Origin of the sequence: Aerococcus viridans (genome assembly GCF_002871935.1) — a bacterium.
Classification (GTDB): Bacteria; Bacillota; Bacilli; order Lactobacillales; family Aerococcaceae; genus Aerococcus; species Aerococcus viridans_B.
In genome coordinates this window covers 1-19770 of sequence record NZ_PNHQ01000024.1, presented here as the reverse complement: position 1 = coordinate 19770, position 19770 = coordinate 1, and the positions used below count along the sequence as shown (strand labels likewise).

Annotated in this window: 16 protein-coding genes; 4 read left to right on the top strand and 12 right to left on the bottom strand. The window is 36.3% G+C overall.

Going from position 1 to position 19770, the window contains the following annotated elements; translation table 11 throughout:
* Positions 1-193 precede the first annotated feature (193 nt).
* Complete coding sequence (locus CJ191_RS08220; RefSeq protein WP_102199487.1) at positions 194-1369, bottom strand: aminotransferase class I/II-fold pyridoxal phosphate-dependent enzyme; 1176 nt, start codon at positions 1367-1369, stop codon at positions 194-196.
* On the bottom strand, positions 1366-1860 hold the full coding sequence (locus tag CJ191_RS08215) for an Lrp/AsnC family transcriptional regulator (protein WP_102199486.1): 495 nt from the start codon (positions 1858-1860) through the stop codon (positions 1366-1368). Before CJ191_RS08215 ends, CJ191_RS08220 begins: the two co-directional genes overlap by 4 nt.
* A gap of 334 nt (positions 1861-2194) precedes the next feature.
* Here CJ191_RS08215 and CJ191_RS08210 point away from each other — a divergent pair, with 334 nt between their 5' ends.
* Positions 2195-3175, top strand: coding sequence for a DUF1002 domain-containing protein (locus tag CJ191_RS08210; RefSeq protein WP_102199485.1), 981 nt, complete (start codon positions 2195-2197; stop codon positions 3173-3175).
* Positions 3176-3362: 187 nt separating this feature from the next.
* Positions 3363-4037 (top strand): VIT1/CCC1 transporter family protein, encoded by a 675-nt coding sequence (locus CJ191_RS08205; protein WP_308409790.1) that lies wholly within the window; start codon positions 3363-3365, stop codon positions 4035-4037.
* 203 nt (positions 4038-4240) lie between these two features.
* Here CJ191_RS08205 and CJ191_RS08200 read toward each other — a convergent pair whose 3' ends face one another.
* The 3 genes from CJ191_RS08200 to rlmH all read right to left on the bottom strand — a co-directional run bounded on the left by CJ191_RS08200 (position 4241) and on the right by rlmH (position 7538).
* Positions 4241-5734: a carbon starvation CstA family protein gene (locus CJ191_RS08200; RefSeq protein WP_102199483.1), complete on the bottom strand. Its 1494-nt coding sequence runs from the start codon at positions 5732-5734 to the stop codon at positions 4241-4243.
* A gap of 499 nt (positions 5735-6233) precedes the next feature.
* Positions 6234-6941 carry a hydroxyacylglutathione hydrolase gene (gene gloB, locus CJ191_RS08195; RefSeq protein ID WP_070468130.1) on the bottom strand — a complete coding sequence of 236 codons (708 nt, stop codon included), beginning with the start codon at positions 6939-6941 and terminating at the stop codon, positions 6234-6236.
* A 117-nt stretch (positions 6942-7058) separates the two neighbouring features.
* Positions 7059-7538, bottom strand: coding sequence for a 23S rRNA (pseudouridine(1915)-N(3))-methyltransferase RlmH (gene rlmH, locus CJ191_RS08190; protein WP_070468131.1), 480 nt, complete (start codon positions 7536-7538; stop codon positions 7059-7061).
* A gap of 155 nt (positions 7539-7693) precedes the next feature.
* Between rlmH and CJ191_RS08185 the strand changes: the two genes are divergently transcribed.
* Complete coding sequence (locus tag CJ191_RS08185; protein ID WP_257994164.1) at positions 7694-9106, top strand: TrkH family potassium uptake protein; 1413 nt, start codon at positions 7694-7696, stop codon at positions 9104-9106.
* A 10-nt stretch (positions 9107-9116) separates the two neighbouring features.
* Positions 9117-9791, top strand: a complete 675-nt coding sequence (locus CJ191_RS08180) for a potassium channel family protein (RefSeq protein WP_102199482.1) — start codon at positions 9117-9119, stop codon at positions 9789-9791.
* A 581-nt stretch (positions 9792-10372) separates the two neighbouring features.
* Here CJ191_RS08180 and CJ191_RS08175 read toward each other — a convergent pair.
* The 7 genes from CJ191_RS08175 to yycF all read right to left on the bottom strand — a co-directional run bounded on the left by CJ191_RS08175 (position 10373) and on the right by yycF (position 19486).
* On the bottom strand, positions 10373-11725 hold the full coding sequence (locus tag CJ191_RS08175; RefSeq protein ID WP_070468133.1) for a S1C family serine protease: 1353 nt from the start codon (positions 11723-11725) through the stop codon (positions 10373-10375).
* A 111-nt stretch (positions 11726-11836) separates the two neighbouring features.
* Positions 11837-12652, bottom strand: coding sequence for an MBL fold metallo-hydrolase (locus tag CJ191_RS08170; RefSeq protein WP_102199481.1), 816 nt, complete (start codon positions 12650-12652; stop codon positions 11837-11839).
* 36 nt (positions 12653-12688) lie between these two features.
* Positions 12689-14470, bottom strand: coding sequence for a DUF2207 family protein (locus CJ191_RS08165; protein ID WP_102199480.1), 1782 nt, complete (start codon positions 14468-14470; stop codon positions 12689-12691).
* 18 nt (positions 14471-14488) lie between these two features.
* Positions 14489-15310 carry a two-component system regulatory protein YycI gene (gene yycI / locus CJ191_RS08160; protein WP_070468136.1) on the bottom strand — a complete coding sequence of 274 codons (822 nt, stop codon included), beginning with the start codon at positions 15308-15310 and terminating at the stop codon, positions 14489-14491.
* Between the two features lie 2 nt (positions 15311-15312).
* Entirely contained in the window at positions 15313-16878 is a 1566-nt protein-coding gene (locus tag CJ191_RS08155) for a hypothetical protein (protein WP_102199479.1), read from the bottom strand.
* The gene (walK, locus tag CJ191_RS08150; protein WP_102199478.1) at positions 16865-18760 is read right to left on the bottom strand and encodes a cell wall metabolism sensor histidine kinase WalK; all 1896 of its coding nucleotides are present in this window, start codon (positions 18758-18760) and stop codon (positions 16865-16867) included. The genes CJ191_RS08155 and walK overlap by 14 nt, the downstream gene beginning before the upstream one ends.
* 9 nt (positions 18761-18769) lie before the next feature.
* Positions 18770-19486: a response regulator YycF gene (gene yycF, locus CJ191_RS08145; protein WP_070468139.1), complete on the bottom strand. Its 717-nt coding sequence runs from the start codon at positions 19484-19486 to the stop codon at positions 18770-18772.
* Positions 19487-19770: the final 284 nt, after the last annotated feature.

Here is a 19770-nt window from a genome sequence, read left to right as displayed (position 1 = left end):
CGTTAACTTAATGATAATGGAATCCTCGTTTTTTTGCGAAAAAAATTGGACCAATGACTTTTTTAGTCATCAGTCCTATATATTGTAGAGCCAAAAAATCTCGATATCGTTTGGTATCGAGATTTTTCATTTCTATTATTTTTGAATAACCGCTGTATGCAAACAGGCTATCTGATGTTCAACATTATCTTTCCTAAGATGCTTTATTCCTTAAGTCTGTGATAAATTCTTCTATTTTATCCATTGCAATCGTTAGTTCTTTAATTGAATAAGCATAAGAGATACGTAGGAATCCTTCGCCACCTTCACCGAATGCAGAACCTGGTACAACGGCCAATTTCTTCGCATCCAATAAAGCTAATGCAAACGCCTCACTCGTCATACCGAACTCACGAATATCTGGGAAAGTATAAAATGCCCCTCGCGGTACAAAGCAAGGTAAACCCATATCACGGAATCGTCCCATCAAGAAGTTACGTCTTTTTAGATAGTCTTTGCGCATCGCTTCCACATCATCGTCACATTCTTCCAAAGCAACCACTGATGCATATTGTGACACTGTTGGTGCTGCCATAATGGTGAATTGATGGATTTTCAACATTTGTGATATTAATAGTTCTGGGCCACATAGGTAACCGATTCGCCAACCTGTCATTGAAAAAGCCTTAGCAAATCCATTAATATAGATTGTTCGCTCTTTCATGTCTTCAAATGATGCGATGGAAGTATATTTATCTTCGGCATACCAGATTTCAGAATAAATTTCATCAGTTAAGACATATAAATCATATTTTTTGATGACATCAGCTAATTTTTCCAATTCTTCTCTGGTTGCCGCTGCACCTGTTGGGTTATTTGGATAATTTAAGATGATAGCCTTTGTCTTATCAGTAATATGCGCTTCAATATTTTCCGGTTGTAAAATAAAGTCATGTTCGCTAGGTAGCTTAATTGGAACTGGAATCCCACCAGCAAGCGCTACAGATGGTGCGTAAGATACATATGAGGGATCCATACACAAAACTTCATCACCTGGGTTAATTAAAGCACGACAAGCTAAGTCAATCGCTTCAGATCCTCCTACAGTGACAATTACTTCATTATCAGGATCGTATTTCAAATCATACTTACGGTCTAAATATGTTGAAATTGCTCGACGTAATTCAATTAAACCTGCATTAGCCGTATAGTAAGTTTTACCTCTTCTGATGGCTCTAATTGCTTCTTCACGAATTGACCAAGGTGTTGGAAAGTCAGGTTCCCCTACACCAAGCGAAATCACATCTTCGATTTCATTGGCAATGTCGAAAAAACGTCGGATACCAGAGGGGGCCATATCAATTACGGTTTTATTTTGAGATTTTGTCATTGTGAGATCACCATTCGTCCGCCATCTTCTTTGATCTCCTTATAAACAACCCCTTGTTCTTTATAGCGGTTCATGACAATATGGGTTGTGGTTGCGCTCACTTCGTCAATTGCAGCTAATTTTGAGATAAATTTTGAGATATCTACCATCGTTAACCGTTTCGTTAATAATAGGAAATCATAGGTCCCCGACATCAAATATAGAGATTCTACTTGGTCATATTGGTAAATCGTTTCTGCAATATCTTGATAAGATATACCATGGTGTAAGTCTACATTTACTTCTACCATTGCTGATAACAAATTATCATCCGCAACATCCCAGTTAATCATTGTATGATAACCAGCGATCACATTTTCTTTTTCATAAGCCGCAATTTGTGCGACTACTTCTTCTTCGCTAGCTTCAATCATATTCGCAATCGTCTTAGGTGCTAAACGCGCATCCTGGGCTAAGATAGCTAACATTTCTTTTTTCTGCTCGATGTTCATTTTTATCCCTCCAAAGCGACATCAGTGTAGTTTTAAGCATACTTTTAAACTTAAAATTTGTCACTTAATTTGAATATTTTTAATAAAAAATTTTGATTTGTATTTGTCATTTATATGTGTATGTTTACTTGGTACAACAGTTATGAGGAACCGTTCATAACCAATAAAGACATCTTCATACCGTATTCGCTAAACTGCTACACTCACGGTCTTAAACAATTTTTATATCCTTATTAACTGTTTTCTAAAACCCTTTCTATTATAAAATGATACAATGAAGTCACCGACAACTACGACCTTCATGGTTTTAATCAGTCTGTAGGAGGAATTTACAATGGAAAAGTTTACAAAACGAATTTTATTTACGAGTGGTCTTTTAGCTTTAGGTCTTGCCGTAGCTGCACCGAATAAATTAGCAGATAAAGTGGCTATTGATCCGATGTTCACTTATGGTGAAACTTTAAATAATAGTCAATATACAGAAACAAAAGAATTATTAGGTGTTGAAGATGGTGCAACTGAGATTGAGGTAGCCGTTGATGAATTAAACAATTTATTACAAGATAGTTACCCATATAATCAAGTCTATTCTTCAGCATACATTACACCGGCTGATAATAATGGTGGTGTATCTGTCGAGATTGAGACACCAGATACTATTACAGATATTACTGAAGCGCAATACGAAAATGCAGCGATTACTGCTGGTGCAGTGGATGTAGACATCAAAGTAGCTTCTGCTGTTAAAGTAGATGGTTCAGGTGCCTTAGCAGGTGTATATAAAGCCTTTGAAGATGCTGGTTATGCTTTAGATGATAACGCACGCCAGGTAGCACAAGATGAGTTAGCCGTTACTTCCTCTATTACCCAAGAAAATGCAGATAATAAGGGCTATTCTGATAGTGACATGAATGCGGCGATTGCTGACATAAAAGCACAAGTTGCAGATCTGAAAGAACAAAATGGTGGCTCAATTTCTGTTGATGAAATTACCGTTATCGTGAATAATGTGGTGAATAACTATAACTTGGACGGTGTTATTTCTCAAGATAATATCCAAGCGATTATTGATCAAATGAAAAACTTCTCTAACCTAGAATTAAGTGAAGAACAAAAAACACAATTATCTAACTTAGCAAGCTCATTGTCTGATGCAGCAAGTAATGTGGCTGCTTCTGCTTCTTTAGCAATTGAAAATGCAGATACTGACCAATTACAAGAAGATGCTGTAGGTATTTGGGACCGTATCTTATCCATTATTGATAACATCTTTGGTACTCACTTCTCAAATAACAAAGAAAACAATAACGAATAGCCCACATAAGAAAACTATATTGTCTCCAAAACTATTTTTTATCAACAAAAAGTAGTCTTGGAGTCTTTTTTATGAAGTGATTGCTATGCTTACACCATATGATATAGACTAAAAGCTTCCCTAAAGCCTATAATAGCTATACAAGGGAGGGATTGTAATGGTCAAAGCGAATCCATTCAATTTTTGTATGAACAGTGATTATGTGAAAAGTATGGTCTATGGTGGTTTAGATGGCATTATCACAACTTTTGCCGTAGTTGCCGGCGTGACTGGTGGGTCTTTAGACTTTCAGATCGTTATCGTTTTAGGCTTCTCGAATTTATTAGCGGATGGTCTTTCAATGGCTGTTGGTGATTACTTATCTTCTAAGTCAGAAAATGAATTTATTATGAAAGAGATTGAACAACACCAATCTAATTTCAAATATGATTTTCAATCTGAGCTAAACGATTTTAAAAAATATTATATAGATAAAGGTCTTACAGAAACAGATGCTTCACTCATTTCAGAAACGTTAGCTAAATATCCAGAAGTCATCGAAGAAGAGCGTATAAACATGATCTTTGGTACTGCAGAAACAGAAGCACATCCTATCTATAATGCTTTAATTACCTTCTGCTCATTTATTGTGTATGGGTTTATTCCCTTAATTGCCTATGTTTTTGCTTCATTTTCACCATTTCTGATGGAAAATACTTTTGTCGTTGCAGGTGTTTTAACTGGACTTACGCTATTTATTTTAGGCGCAATCAAATCAAAGTTAACTTTAACAAACTGGGTCCGGTCTGGTATGGAAATGTTATTAGTAGGCGGTGCAGCTGCATTAATCGCTTATATGATAGGTTTTATGCTGGGTAGTTAGTATGCTTTAAATAGCGATCATACTTTACCACTGTAAATGCTACAACATGTTTTCTCAATATACTTTGATATCAAAGTAAATGGATACATATAAAAAGCCGAGCAATCTATATAGGATACCCTATACAGATTGCTCGGCTTTATTAGGCTCATTGACAGCGTTTCATTTTTATGTGTCAATTTGTCACCGTTGAAATTAGCCTATTAGTTATTTTTTTCAACCAATTCAGGATATAATTGGTGAATTTGTAATTGGTCATTAATCAGTTTTGAACTTGGGTCAAGGGCTTCTTTCTGCTTAACACCTTGGATCCAATATACTGCAAGTAAGATCAGTGTAATGGCTGCCCCGCCCCAGTAGGACAAGTTACTTAGCCCTAAGTTAAAGCCAATTGGTTCACTTAATAAGTAAACGATAACGGCGTATAACATAAAGACACCTGGTACTAGTGTGACGAAGTAATTTCTACCTTTTAAGAATAAGTAACGTGTGGTTACCAATAAAGCTAATACCGCTGTAACTTGGTTGGCCCAGTTAAAGTAACGCCACAAGATATTAAAGTCCACGAAAGTTAAGAAGAATGAAATCACGTAAATTGGAATAGTGATTGTCATTACCTTTGGTAGTGTATCTTGTTTCATATGAACATAGTCTGCAATGATAATACGTAATGAACGGAAAGCAGATAAACCAGATGATAACGGCAGTACGATAACTCCAATAATCGCTAAAGTCCCAAATACTGGTCCTAACAGTTCTAATGACACAGCATTAACAACTGCTGAAGCTGTTCCGGCATCGATCATACCTGATAAAGTTTCTCCGTCGAATAGCGCTAATGAAGCAGCTACCCAGATCATCGCGATAACCCCTTCAGCAATCATCATACCGTAGAATGTGAAACGTCCTTCACGTTCATTTTCCATTGTACGAGATACCATTGGTGCTTGAGTCGCATGGAATCCTGACATCGCACCACAAGAAATAGTGAAGAAGATACCTGGGAAGATAGCCAACCCTTTCGGATGGAAGTTAGCCATAGTAGCTGAAGACAACTCAACCATTGAGTGATCTCCAAAGATTAATGTTAAACCAATCGCTACTGTTGAAATAATTAATACTGCACCAAACCACGGATAAACTTTCCCCATTGCTTTGTCGATAGGTAAAACAGTTGAAATGATGTAGTATATAAAAATAGCGATAATAATAATAATTAAAGCAACATTACCTGGTAATAAGCTTTGAATAAGTGCTGCTGGTGATGAAACAAATACAGTACCTACTAGTAATAATAGTAAACAAGCAAATAAGTTTACAACATGCATAGTACCTTTATTGATATACTTACCTGCTAAAGCTGGTAACTGTGCCCCATTATTTCTAAGTGATACCATCCCTAACATATAATCATGTACTGCACCGGCAAAAATACAACCAAAAACAATCCATAAATAAGCAACTGGCCCATATAAAGCACCCATGATTGGACCAAATATGGGGCCTGTACCAGCGATATTTAATAATTCAATAATACCGTTTTTCCATCTTGGCATAGGCACAAAGTCCATACCATCCTGTAAAACTTCCGCTGGCGTCGTCCGTTCTGGATTTGGCTCAAAATTTTTCTCGATATAGCGGCCATAGGTGAAGTACCCTACAATTAAGGCGATAACACCCAATATAAATGTCCACATACAAATTTCCTCCCCTTGTTAATAATGTAAGCGTTTATGCACCTATATTATCGCCCTTTTGGAAGCTATAAGTCAATTTTACTTGCACTTAAAGCTAATGACTTTATCTACGCCCGCATATATCTTTAGATAAATATTAGAGAAAAAGTGATTCAAAGCTTGATATGGAACCATTTATATTAAATGTTTTCATTTTTAGTTATTGCGGTCTCATTATCCTATTAACTAAAAAAATAACAAATCGATACAAATTTGTATTTACAGTCGATTCCAATACATATTTGCTTTGAAACTAAAAGAAGGTGAGACAAAAGTCGTTTAGAATTGACGTACTGGACCAAAAGACGAACAATAACGAAATGTTATTGGCGTCATTTGGGAAGTATCGGACAATTCTGACTTTTGGAACCCAATTATAAATGTTCTTATATAGCAAAGAGAGGCTGAGATATTTTTGTCCCAGCCTCTCTACTTTAATATCTTATGATGGATGCATATTTTAAAATTGATCACGTTGATCTCTTAACGCCTTAAAAGTGGTCACGTCTTCTGCTTGCATAAAAATATTGATGATTTTTTCTCTACCAATAGTCGAAGGATAGGTTGGGTGGTTGGCGTCATTTAAAATTTCTACTTGCCCTAAAGCTTCAGAAATGACCTTATTTTCAGGGAAAACTGTATGTGCAAATTTTAAATTCGTTAAGGTATACTCATGTCCTGAAAAGACAGCAATATCATCATCTAAATGACTAAATGTTTCTAAGGCTTCAAATGCTGCTTGGTAGTCACCCGTGAATACTCGACCACATCCGGCTGAAAACATTGCATCACCGGCAAATAGAAATTGATTATCGACAATATAGGCTAAGTGACCAGCCGTATGCCCCGCTGCAAGTAAGGCCGTTACCGTATGGCCTAAAATATCTATCTGGCTACCATCTTCTAGAATAATCATATCGTCAAAACCCGGTACCTCACTTGGTCCATAAATTTTAGTTTCTGGGTAGGCCTGGATAATTTCCGCTACACCACCAATATGATCGTCATGTTTATGTGTTAATAAAATAGCCATTTGGCTTGGTCTTTCTACTTCTATGTAAGCTAAAACGTCCGCTGCTTCACCTGGATCCACAATCACAAGACTGTCTGTATCTTCAATCATCCAAATATAATTATCTGCTAATGCATGTATTGGGAAAATATTCATAGGTAAACTCCTCTCTACGCCTTATGTACTTCACTTCATCCATATGAAAAGTGGTCTTTCTCTTGCATCTTAACATATCATGCATACTCATAGCTATTTATCCTACCAAAACAGGTTTTATTTATGATAAGGTTCGTTATGTTGTATTCTAAAAGCCCGGTAAATTTGTTCTGTTAAGACCAGGCGCATCAATTGATGGGGTAAGGTCATCTTACCGAAAGAAATCGCTTGATTCGCTCGTTTATTGACGGCTTCACTTGTACCTAAGGATCCGCCAATTACAAAAACTAAAGTTGATTTCCCTCGAGTCATTTGACTTTGCATTGATTTTGCTAATTCTGGTGAAGATAGCATTTGCCCGTTAATCGCTAGTAGATAAACATAATCATCAGGTTTTATTTTACTCAAAATACGTTCGCCTTCCGCATTCTTTACCATTTCATCTTCCGTTTCACTAGCATTTTCTTTTGTTGGTTCATCCTTCACTTCAATAATTTCAAACTTGGTATAGCGAAAAAGGCGCTTACTATACTCTTCAATCCCTTGTTTTAGGTACTTTTCTTTCAATTTACCAACTGAGATAATTTTAATTAACATGCAAAAATAACTCCTATCATGCAAATATTACGTTATTCACTTTTTTATTTCTTATTCTACTAGATTTTTCTGCTAAAGTGTTTATAATTAATCGTATTTGAAAAATGAATCTTTAAATTTCTTAAAAGCTTCAAGCTTTAAGGGAGGCTATTAAATTGAATTTAATTCATCGTGCGCTGCGCTTTTTTATAAAACCAGTAAGTCAATTATCTAGCGCTAAAAAAATTGCTTTATCTTTTGCTGTCGTCATCTTTGTGGGTTCGCTACTACTGAGTCTACCAATCAGCCAAGTGCCCACATCAGATGCCACATACTTTGACCATCTATTTATTGCTGTTTCTGCTGTCTGTGTGACAGGTTTATGGGTTGAATCCATTTTTGATACCTATAATATATTGGGACAAATTGTGATGATGCTACTCATCCAAATTGGTGGTTTAGGTTTGATGACATTCATTTCGCTCATTTATTTTAGAATTGGCCAAAATGTCCGTATGCGTGACCAAGTTGCCGTTTCCGGTGCTTTAAACAACAGTTCTCTTAATGATATTTCCAATTGGCTGGGTAAAATTTTCCGATATACTTTTATTATTGAAGGTATTGGTGCTTTAGTCTTTGCGACTTATTTTATTCCTGAATATGGGATAGGTCACGGTACTTTTCTAAGTATTTTTATGGCGGTATCTGCTTTTTGTAACGCTGGGTTTGACCCACTTAGCAATTCGTCAATGATCGCCTTACAAACACAGCCCGTAATTAACTGGTGTATTATTGCTTTAATTATTTTAGGTGGTATTGGTTTCTCAGTATGGTTTGATGTCACCAATCAATTTAAAAACTTTGACCGATCTAGACCTAAATTTGCCTTAAAAAATGCAATTCGTCATTTACAGCCACATACTAAATTGGCATTAAAAATGACATTCCTAATTATTACGCTTGGGACTTTGTTATTCCTAGCCTTCGAGTGGCACAATACCGGCACAATTGGAGAGATGAGTATTGGTAACAAGGTCATGACTGCTGTTTTCCAAACGGTTACGATGCGTACCGCTGGATTCGCTTCTATTGATTATACTTTAGCTCACCCTGTGAGTATATTGATCTTCGTTGTCACCATGTTTATTGGTGGTAGTCCTGGTGGTACCGCCGGTGGTTTAAAAACAACCACATTTGCTTTAGTACTAATGTTAGCTATTGCAGAAATTAGACAAAAAGAATATATCAACTTTGACAAACATACAATTCCGGCAAAACTGTTACGTCAAGCTTTCGTGATTTTCTTACTATATACTACTATATTGATTATCGGTTCTGGTTTAATCTTAACTTTTGATCCAAAAGTCGATTTCTTATATATTCTATTTGAATCTATTTCCGCTTTTGCAACCGTTGGGGTGACAGCTAATTTAACCCCTACGCTTTCACTGGCTAGTCAAATCATTTTAATGGCCTTAATGTTTATGGGGCGGATTGGTCCAATGACGATGTTCCTTTCTTTATTACCAAGTAAACAAGATAAAAATCGTGATATTAAATACACAAGCACAAATATTTTAATAGGATAGGTGTTATCAAATGGGAAAAATAAATTTAGTAGGTATTTTAGGTTTAGGTATTTTTGGTTCTACAATCGCTAAAGAATTATCTGAAAGCGGTGTTGAAATCATTGCCTGTGACCTAGATGAAAAAAATGTTGACCGTTTAGATGGTTACTTAACAGTTGGTTCAGTTGGAGACTTCACTGATATAGATTATATGCGTAACCTTGGTTTTGCCCAATGTGATGCGATTGTGATTTCTACAGGTACCAATCTTGAAGCTTCAGTATTAGGTGTGATTAATGCAAAAGAATTAGGGATCAACAATATCATCTGTAAAGTTAAAAATAAAACAAATCGTAAGGTTTTAGAAGCATTAGGCGTAAATACGCTTGTACAACCAGAAAAAGAATCTGGTGTACAAATTGCGCGCCGTATGATTCATAATACCATTGAAGAAATTATTAACCTAGATGACAACACATCTTTAGTAGAATTCCGTGCACCAGAAGAATGGGTGGGTAAATCACTCACTTCATTAAATACACGGCAACGCTACGACATCAATATCATTGGCATCCGCAAACGTCGTCGCGAAGCATTAACCACGACCTTCCCGGCTGGCTATATCATCCAAGCTGATGACATTTATGTTGCTATTGCGAACACTGACAAATTTGAAAAAGCTGATTACTTACATGAAATTCGTTAATAGTCCTTATGCAGCAATGAGGTTGAGACAAATGTATCTCAGCCTCTTTTTGCTATATAAGCGCATTTATAATCGGGTTTCAAAAGTCAGCATTGCCTGATACTTCCCAAAATGCGCCCATAACATTTCGTTATAGTCGCATGTTAGTCCAGTACGGTAATTGTAAGCGACTTTTGTCTCATCTTCTTTTTCCATCATTCATTGATCTAATATTGATAACTATCCACATTTTCAACAAGCATTAGCACTGATTTATCGGCATTTTTCAATTAAATACAACCTATCCCCACACTTATCCCCACTATCCACAGAAAGTTTCACAATTCACAAAGCTTATATCACAATGTTTTAACTGGTTTCAACTTTTTATACACATATGCACCATTTTATCCACATATATGTGGATAAAGATTGGGGATAAGTTGACAAAGCGCCAAGCTTGCCCCCCTCGAAAAATTAAATGGTCCTTTCCACTTGATTCAAGTGATACCTTCGAAAAAAGCTCAACCGACATTCAATAATGGTTGAGCTTTATTGATATTATTTAAGATTCTGCTTAATTGAAGAATAGATTCTCTCCATTACGCTGCGGACCCCTTGTCTTGTGGTTGTAACTGTACAGTCGCTGTTTTTAATTCACCATTGCGGTAGAAGGAAACTTCTACACTTGCGTCCGATTTTTGTTGGTACAAGGCTTGACGTAATGATGCTGAATCTGTCACAGGTTCTCCCGAAAATTCTACAATGACATCGTCAGCTTGTAGGCCAGCTGCTTCCGCCGCCGATCCTGTTGATACTTCTGCAACATACACACCACCATCAACATCATCAGGTAATTGTAACTTTTGTGATTGATAATCTAGTGATACTCGGTTAAGGTCAACCATAGATACACCTAATTCCGGACGAACAATTTCACCATTGGCTTCAAGTTCACTAATGATTGTTTGCACCTCAGCTGCTGGGATGGCAAAGCCCATACCTTCTACTTGATCACTAGAAACTTTCATCGAGTTAATCCCAATAACTTGTCCAGCTGCATTTAACAATGCACCACCAGAGTTACCTGGATTAATAGCAGCATCCGTTTGAAGCACATTTGCAACCCAGTCAGATGTGCCATCACCATCTATATCAACAGGTACCGAACGGTCTAAACCTGAGATAATTCCTTGTGTCACAGTTGTTGCGTATTCAGAACCTAATGGCGAGCCGATTGCAATAGCAGGTTCCCCTACCTTTAGGCTTTCAGAGTCGCCAAATTCTGCAACAGTAGTCACTACGTCTGAAGAAATTTTTAATACCGCTAAGTCTGTCCAAGGGTCAGAACCGACCACTTCAGCCTCAACTTGGGTGCCATCTGACATAATAATGTTGATTGCATCCGCACCATCAATCACATGATTATTGGTGACAACGTAAGCAGAATCACCATCAACTTTATAGACAACACCAGATCCCTCTGAAGACGTTTCTAGCTCTGTAGCATCCGTTGCAGACGATTCTTGGGTTGGTGAAGTAAAGCCAAATAGGTCATATGTAGAAACGGATTCTGTCATGTTGACAACAGAGACCACTGAATCTTGTACATTCGCTACTGTTTCAGAAACGTCTGTAGTTACATCAAGTGAAGTCGATTGAACAGAAGATGTTGTATTGGCTGCTTGTGCACTAGAAACTGCCTCATCTACAATTGATTGCACTTCTTCTGTTGAAATCTGATCTTCTGTATCGTTGGCAGAAGTCACAGCATAGCCCACACCAGAAATTAATACAGCAGCAACTGCGCCCCCTATTAAACCTGATTGCAAGGCCGTTAATTTATGCGCCTTCTTTTCAGGTCTATGTGGTTCATTTGGATTTTTAATTGGTTCATCATGGTTGTCCACTGATGACTGGTCTTTTAAGTTATTTGGATCATTTGACTGAGACATTTGCTCATCTCCCTTGATTTATATTTTAGACTCTAAATACCTTGAGTATAATCAGAATATTTGAATTGTTTATGACTTTTTACAGATAAAATGATAAATATTTATAAAAATTTATAGTGTATACAAGCTAGTTGGCTTGTCAGGATCAGTATCATATACCTCAAACTGATCATTTACCCCCATATCTGCCTGCATCATCTTGGATACGCAAGTTTGGTGGGCAATAGTTTTCAGATTATTTTCTTTTGATAGGTGACCAAGATAAATACGTTTTGTTCTATCTCCAACCATATCAATCATCGCTTGTGCACCAGCATCATTAGATAAATGTCCTTCATCACCAAGGATACGTTGTTTTAATGACCAAGGGTAAGCCCCCATACGTAACATATCTAAGTCATGATTTGATTCAATCAGATAACCATCTGAATTCTTTAATAATCCTACCAATCGATCACTCACGTAACCTGTATCCGTTAAAATCGTAAACTGGCGGTTATCCTTTTGAAAGGCATAAAATTGCGGTTCAGCAGCATCATGGCTCACACCGTACGATATAATATCTACATCCCCTAAAGTAAGTATATCACCTTGTTCCATGACATGTTGTTTTTCTACGGGAATAACCCCAACTTTACTACCAATTGCTTGCCATGTCGTCTCATTAGCGTAGACATTTAAATCATACTTACGCGCTAGAACACCCATCCCCTTAATATGGTCTGAGTGTTCATGTGTAATAAATAAACTATCAATCTCATTGATATCACGATTTATGCCGGCTAACAATTCTTTTATCTTTTTCCCACTAAATCCTGCATCTACTAAAATTTTTCGTTTAGGGGTTTCTATATAAGTAGCGTTTCCACTAGAGCTACTGCCGAGCATGGAAACACGCATTGTGAAATCATTATCTGCAGTCTCCATGATTGCCTCCTTCTAGATTAAAATACTGTTTTATTTCTATTCAACTATTTCGTCATCCAAAACTTCTTTAGCTTGTGGTTGCCACTTCAATTTGGATAATTGTAAGTGATCAATCGCTTGCGCCGACCCTAATAATGGTAAACGAACGATTTGTGTTTGATGGTCAAGAGCTTTAGCTAATTTGACATTGCTACCTGCTACCCATGCATACAAGTATTGTTGGTCCAACCATTCTTTTGAGTGTTGAGTCCAAGCATCTGGATTGCTGACTTGGCTAAAGATTCCTTTTAAATAGCCTTGCCACTGCTTGAATAAAGATACACCTTTTTCACTACGCATTGGTAAGACATTTCTTTGTAAAAGAGCCACCAAAGCTACGCTAGCTACTAATAATAGCGATGCCCACATGTTAAATTCTTGCAGTTGCAATTGCCAATAAATGACGAATCCTGTTCCAAATAACCATGCTACCATATAAAGGGTAAGAATAACCATATATACTTGATTCATTTTACTATAAACACCATCTTTGGTTAATGGTTGTTTAGCACTTTGATCAATCTTACGAACTAATTTACGCCCAAAGCGAGACAACATCGCTACTTTTCTAGTTGATTGATTAAATATTAATTCATTTAAAGATACGACATCTTGGACTGACGATTGCTTATCTTTGATTGCTGTTAATAGTAATTGTTCAGCCGGTCCATGCACTTCCTGCCCTATGATAGAAACTTGAATATCCGCTAACTGACCTCGTTTATTCACTTCAAAGTGAGCAGCCAATACCTTTGCTTCAATTAATGCTAACACTAATAATACGATTTTTTGATTATCCGTATAGTGTTTACCCATTAATCTGGCAACTGTTTGTGGTCCGTATCCATTTGGCTTACTCGCAACAAAACCTTTCTTAAGTGGTACTGCAATCACAATTTGACGTTTTTTTACATATAAATAAATTGTATAAATAAAGATAAGTACAAATAAACTAGCTGATACAGCCCAAATTTGCAGCTTTTGACGTTTTTGTAAACTGATCACTGCTTGTTGGCTTGCTTGCATCGCCTCAATAGTAGATTTCCCTTCAGAATCAGCCCCAACTTTTTGGTTATTCATTAGTATTGAAACAGGCATGTACATTTGAATAGTTACTGTTTCATCAGCTTTCAAATCATCCACTGTTAATGTAAATGATTTTCTATCGTTCGCCCACTGCATGTTTGTTTTACCAGGTCCTGAAATAATGACATCGCTTTGGTCTTCAGGTACAGCTTGAGGAAAATTCACCGTCATCGTTACATGATCAACATCATAAGGTAGCGCTAAGAAGCTACTTTTTAAGATTGACCACTCAGAATAATTTGTCCACGCATCAGTAATCTCCGTTGCCACTCTTGTCACATGCGGTGCATCGGTTACAGTATTAAAAATTTGGATGTCCACTGCTTGATTTTCTTTATTTGAAACAGTATAAGTGCCCACTTCTTTAGAGTCACTTTGAACAAAGGTGAAATAGGCATCAGCACTCACACTCTTCATATCGACTGATAGACTTGCTAATTTACTCATATCTGTAAGCGCAATTCGGTGGTTAAATTCCTCAACCGTCCCCTTGATATTAAATCCAATCGTTTCCTCTTGTTGCATGACACCGTCTGCTTGAACATTTATTGTGGATGAATAATCATTTACTGTTACATCAGCTTGTACATCATTCACTTGCCCCGATAAAATAAATACTGCTATTAAACTAGCTATAATAACAATGAAATATTGCCAATATTTACTGGCCTTTTCTTGATAATTTTGAAACATTAATCGTCCTCTTTCCAATTACGGGGTCAAAATCGCCCCATTAATACCATCTACAAATACACGTTGAGTGGTACCTTCGTTTGTTAGAATCATCAAAGTCCACACAGGATGGTAAAGGGTTATTTCATCAAGCACTAAGGTTTCACGGTAAGCCAAAAATGAACGCAGAATAATAGACTCATCTGGAATACTATTATTCAAAAAGGCATTCTCTAAAGCTTGTTTTTCACTAATTACAGTACGTTCTACACCTTGAGTTGCAGTTTCTCCAGTAATCGTTTGATCATAGGCATAAACAGCATAATCATCATTCACTTGAAAAATAATTTCTCCATTTCCATCTGCAATTACTGCTCCCGAAGCCGTTTCTTGCATATAAGTAACTTTACCAGCTGACTTATCATAACTGATAAAGCGATATTGACTACCTTGATATACTTCATTATGAATAAACTGATTTAAACTTGATAAGGCACTATCTGAAAGTTCACCTGACGGGGTCTCGGAAGTCACGCCTTCTAATTGAATAGGTGTATTGATTTGTGCCAGAATTTGGTTAGTTTTTACTTCAATACTTTGTGTATCTTCAGTCATTTCAGAAACAGTTTCCTCATTTAAACTCATATTCAATGCTCTCACAAACGGTATCCGTAAGATTTCATCTGAAATGTCATCGTATTGAATATGCTTTGCTTTGAATTCTGTTACAATATCTATCGACTGATTTTCAATTGCTTGACTTGGTGTTCCAACATACTTATTGATAAAAATATTTAAAAGAAACACATCTAGAATTAGGAAAGCTAGAATAAAAATGATCTCTACTTTTCTAAAATTCATTTCTAGTTCCCCTCCCCATCATCATTACTATCAGACAGTGGTGGATTTAAAGCTTGTGAATATTCAGTTTCCACCTCATCTGAAGAAAGTGACTCCGAAACATTTTCATCTAATTGTGTTTTTATTTCTTCCTCACTCACTTGTTGTCCAAGATCTTCAAAGTAAACAGATAAATCTACAGGATCCCCAGACGCTGTATAACTGGTTTTTAGAGAAGGGTATTGATCCATATCAATTAAATCTTCCAACATAAACCATTTATTGCCAATTTGTACGTGCCATGACGGGACTAATTCAACTAAACGGTTCGTTTCAGGATTTTGTACCCAACGATAACCTAATATTAATTCAGAAATATCTTCATTCGAGTAACCGGCATTATTTAATAAATCTAATGCATCCACGCCACTCATCACAGTATATGATTCAGATAAGTCTGTTACTTGCGTTTGAATAGCTAATGCTGACATATAAATATTCTGAATTGTATTACCTGCCATAACAAACTGTGTTTTAGACACATAGTTATTCCCAAATACAGGAAGTGAGTTAATGTACTTACGGTAAGTCACCATTTTATTCTCTTCACCTCTAGATTCTACATATAACCATGAGGTTTGATCAGCGAGAATTTCTGCCATAGCCAAAGAAGTTACTTCTATCTGTTGATTTAAAGTTGTTTCCTCAACTTCAGCATTTTCTTGTAATAAGGATACTTCGAAAGTTTCCATATTAATCGTTAACTGTCGTCCTTCTGTATAGTAACGAGAAATATTATTCATTGAATAATCATGAATTTCTTCAGGCCTTTCGAAAAAGTGATTCAAGAAATAATTTGTCGGTTGTCGCTCTTGTAAATAGGTTAACCGATCAATTTCTTCTGCTTCTTTTGTCACATAAGCTAATCCATTAGCCAATGTAACGGGCTCTACTGGTGACATTTGGTCCTCATAAGAAGCTAAATAATTATCGATACGCGTCATCACATCATTGATATTATCTAATATCGTTAAGGAATAAGCAGTATTTGTGCTTTCATTCATCAAATAAACTTCATTAGTATCCAGAATATACACATAAGAAGTAACCGTCATTTCTTGGACTTCTTGTGGTAATCTATTGACATCCGCAATTAATAAATGAATTGGCGTTTCATTGATTAACTTGTCTTCGACATATGCTTGTGTTTGTACATAATTTCGAATATTATAAACGGAATCTTCCTCAACACTCTTTTCATAATCAAAGTCCGCAGCTACATGCTTTAATTCTTTGATAGCAGACATATTGTTAATGCTTAAATACTCGTCTGCGCCGTCGTGTAATATGAGGGTTTGAGAAGCAGTATTTTCAACTGCTTCTTTAGCATTTTTATCGGTTGTTTCGTTAGAAATAGCCATATTATTTATTTCCGTAGTTGTTTCACCACTTCGCTCTTGATCTTGTTGACTAAACCAAGCATTTAAAGTACTAGGTCCATATAGATTACTTACAGAGGCTGCAACTGATACAAGCCCAAGTAGGATCAGCATCGCATGAAGGACCCAATTCCACTTATTCTTCTTCATCGGCCCACTCATCCTCCTCTGCCCAATCATCACTATCAAACTCTTCAAATGGAAGAGAGATAAAGAAGGTAGTTCCTTTATTTTCAATAGAATTTACCCAAATTGTTCCATTATGTAATTCAATTTCCTCTTTAGCAATAGATAACCCTAATCCACTACCTCCTTGCGCCCGTGACCGAGCTTTATCCACTCGGTAGAAACGATCAAATAGATGTGGAATCGATTCTTGAGGAATTCCTAGTCCTTGGTCTTGGATACTTAAAACAAGTTGATTATGTGTAGACATTAAGCGTACATAAATTGTCCCGCCATCCGGTGAATACTTAATCGCGTTGTTCATAATATTATCAATAACTTGGATTAATTTATCTTGGTCAATTTCTACCCAGACCTCTTCTTCCATTAATTCCCGTTTAATAATGTAATTTTTGCCTTCATAATCTTCAGATTGAAGCATCATATCAAAGCGGTCTAGAATATGGTTCACTAAATCTTTGAAGATAATGAATTCGCGGTTGATTACTTGTTGTTTTGCATCCAGTCTTGATAAGTGTAATAAATCTGAAATCATGCGAATCATGCGATCTGTTTCAGTCTGAATAACATTTAAGAATTCGACAGCAACTTTTTCATCTTTAATAGCACCATCAACTAATGCCTCACTATATGAACGGACACTCGTTAAAGGCGTACGTAATTCATGTGATATATTCGATACGAATTGTTTGCGATCACGTTCGATTTTTTCGTGTTCAGTAATATCCGTTAACACCCAAACAAGTCCCGAAATAAATCCAGACTCACGTTGAATAACGGAATATTCTGCACGTATAATCGTTTCCCCTTCATCATTTGCATAATTTAGTAGAATGGCATCGTGTTGATCAAATAATTCTCTAAATGAAAACCGGTCGGATAAGTCAAGTGCTTCAATAATAGACTCTCCAATGACTTCTTCTTGCGTTTTATTCAAAATACTCAATGATCGGTCGTTGATAATCGTAATTTTCCCACGTCGATCAGTAGCAATAACCCCATCTGTCATATGGCGCAGAACAGAGTCTAACCGTTGTCTTTCTGCCTCAGTTAAATCTTGAGCATCTCCTACGCGAACAGACAGATAATTAATAGATTCTGCTAATTGCCCAATTTCGTCTTCTGAATTGATATCTAATGTAGTTGAATAATTACCTTCTGCGATCTGTTTCGTTTGATCACGCATTTTTTGTAGAGGGTTTATGATTTGACTGGAAATCAATATAGCTAAACCAGTTGTAAAGACAAGTGAAATACCGGATGCAACTAAGAATAGAAACGTAATATTTTGAATCTGATTATAAATGGTCTCTAGATTTGCAGTCACATTTAAAATACCAATCATGGCGCCAGAAGAAGCCGTAGAAAAAATTGGCGTCACAAATTTTTTTATGCGAATTTCTTGATTTGATTCATAACCAGAAGTTTCACTTCTGATACCTGTGTATAAGGTTTCTTCAATATCTTCATCCACAGTTCTTTGCCCAATATACGCTTGTGATGTAGGATTTGACGTTGCAAGTAAAAATCCATTACTATCGAATAATTGAATTTCTAATACACTATCATTATTAAATCGTCGCAAGATTGAATTCACTTGCGATTCTTTTTCCTCCTCCTTCAAATCTTCATCTTCCATCACCGTTTGTATATTATCAATGATAAAAGTTGTCTGACTATTTACTTGATCATCAAACGAAGTTAACATCTCCGTTTCTAGTGAACGAATAAAATACGCTCCGACAATTTGGAGCGAAATCAATAGCGTTAATATAAAAATTACGGGAATTTTAAAGTGTATTGATTTGAAAAAAGGTATCCCAGTTTTCTTCCTTATGCTTGGCATGACTGACCTCTATTCTTGGGTTGGAATTTTAAGGAAATAACCAACGCCTCGTCTTGTAATTAAAATTTTTGGATGACTTGGATTTTCTTCAATTTTTTCTCGTAAACGTCTTACCGTCACATCCACTGTTCGAACGTCACCAAAGTAATCATATCCCCATACCGTTTGAAGCAAATGTTCTCTAGTCATTACTTGGTTAATGTGTTGAGAAAGATAATGCAGTAACTCAAACTCACGATGGGTTAACTCAACATCTTGCCCATTTTTTGAGGCGATATACTCATCTTCGTGAATAAGTAAATCACCAATTTCAATAATATTGTCTTTTGCAGCATCCTCATCAGTAGCCACTGGTTCAGCAACTACCGCTGTACGACGGATATTCGCTTTTACACGAGCTGTTAATTCACGGTTAGAAAACGGTTTAGTAACGTAATCGTCTGCTCCTAATTCAAGCCCTAATACTTTATCAATTTCACTATCTTTAGCAGTTAACATAATAATGGGCACCTGACTATCTTTACGAATTTGCCGACACACCTCTAAACCGTCAATTTTCGGTAACATTAAATCCAGTACTACTAAGTCAGGCTGGAATGACTCGAATTTTTCTAAAGCTTGTTCACCGTCATAGGCGGTATCAATTTCATATCCTTCATTTTTTAGATTGAAAGATATAATATCTGAGATTGGTTTTTCATCATCAACAATTAATATTTTTTTCATTAATTTGCGCTCCTTAATTGTGAACATCTAATCTTGGAAAATAGCTAGCATTAATCACCTTATTTTAACACCTTTAGGTGAAATTGCCAATAACGCCCATTGGAAGGGGTTTCAACCCTTTTGTATTATTTTTAATTTTAAATTATTTGGCTCTACAATATATAGGACTGATGACTAAAAAAGTCATTGGTCCAATTTTTTTTCGCAAAAAAACGAGGATTCCATTATCATTAAGTTAACGACAACTAATAGATAGGAGATCCTCGCATGAATAATTTTATCAA

What these genes read in the sequence shown, in the direction of transcription:
- CJ191_RS08220 (WP_102199487.1), bottom strand. Translation starts at nt 1,369, where the DNA reads ATGACAAAATCTCAAAATAAAACCGTAATTGATATGGCCCCCTCTGGT.
- CJ191_RS08215 (WP_102199486.1), bottom strand. Translation starts at nt 1,860, where the DNA reads ATGAACATCGAGCAGAAAAAAGAAATGTTAGCTATCTTAGCCCAGGAT.
- CJ191_RS08210 (WP_102199485.1), top strand. Translation starts at nt 2,195, where the DNA reads ATGGAAAAGTTTACAAAACGAATTTTATTTACGAGTGGTCTTTTAGCT.
- CJ191_RS08205 (WP_308409790.1), top strand. Translation starts at nt 3,363, where the DNA reads ATGAACAGTGATTATGTGAAAAGTATGGTCTATGGTGGTTTAGATGGC.
- CJ191_RS08200 (WP_102199483.1), bottom strand. Translation starts at nt 5,734, where the DNA reads ATGTGGACATTTATATTGGGTGTTATCGCCTTAATTGTAGGGTACTTC.
- gloB (WP_070468130.1), bottom strand. Translation starts at nt 6,941, where the DNA reads ATGAATATTTTCCCAATACATGCATTAGCAGATAATTATATTTGGATG.
- rlmH (WP_070468131.1), bottom strand. Translation starts at nt 7,538, where the DNA reads ATGTTAATTAAAATTATCTCAGTTGGTAAATTGAAAGAAAAGTACCTA.
- CJ191_RS08180 (WP_102199482.1), top strand. Translation starts at nt 9,117, where the DNA reads ATGGGAAAAATAAATTTAGTAGGTATTTTAGGTTTAGGTATTTTTGGT.
- CJ191_RS08175 (WP_070468133.1), bottom strand. Translation starts at nt 11,725, where the DNA reads ATGTCTCAGTCAAATGATCCAAATAACTTAAAAGACCAGTCATCAGTG.
- CJ191_RS08170 (WP_102199481.1), bottom strand. Translation starts at nt 12,652, where the DNA reads ATGGAGACTGCAGATAATGATTTCACAATGCGTGTTTCCATGCTCGGC.
- CJ191_RS08165 (WP_102199480.1), bottom strand. Translation starts at nt 14,470, where the DNA reads ATGTTTCAAAATTATCAAGAAAAGGCCAGTAAATATTGGCAATATTTC.
- yycI (WP_070468136.1), bottom strand. Translation starts at nt 15,310, where the DNA reads ATGAATTTTAGAAAAGTAGAGATCATTTTTATTCTAGCTTTCCTAATT.
- CJ191_RS08155 (WP_102199479.1), bottom strand. Translation starts at nt 16,878, where the DNA reads ATGAAGAAGAATAAGTGGAATTGGGTCCTTCATGCGATGCTGATCCTA.
- walK (WP_102199478.1), bottom strand. Translation starts at nt 18,760, where the DNA reads ATGCCAAGCATAAGGAAGAAAACTGGGATACCTTTTTTCAAATCAATA.
- yycF (WP_070468139.1), bottom strand. Translation starts at nt 19,486, where the DNA reads ATGAAAAAAATATTAATTGTTGATGATGAAAAACCAATCTCAGATATT.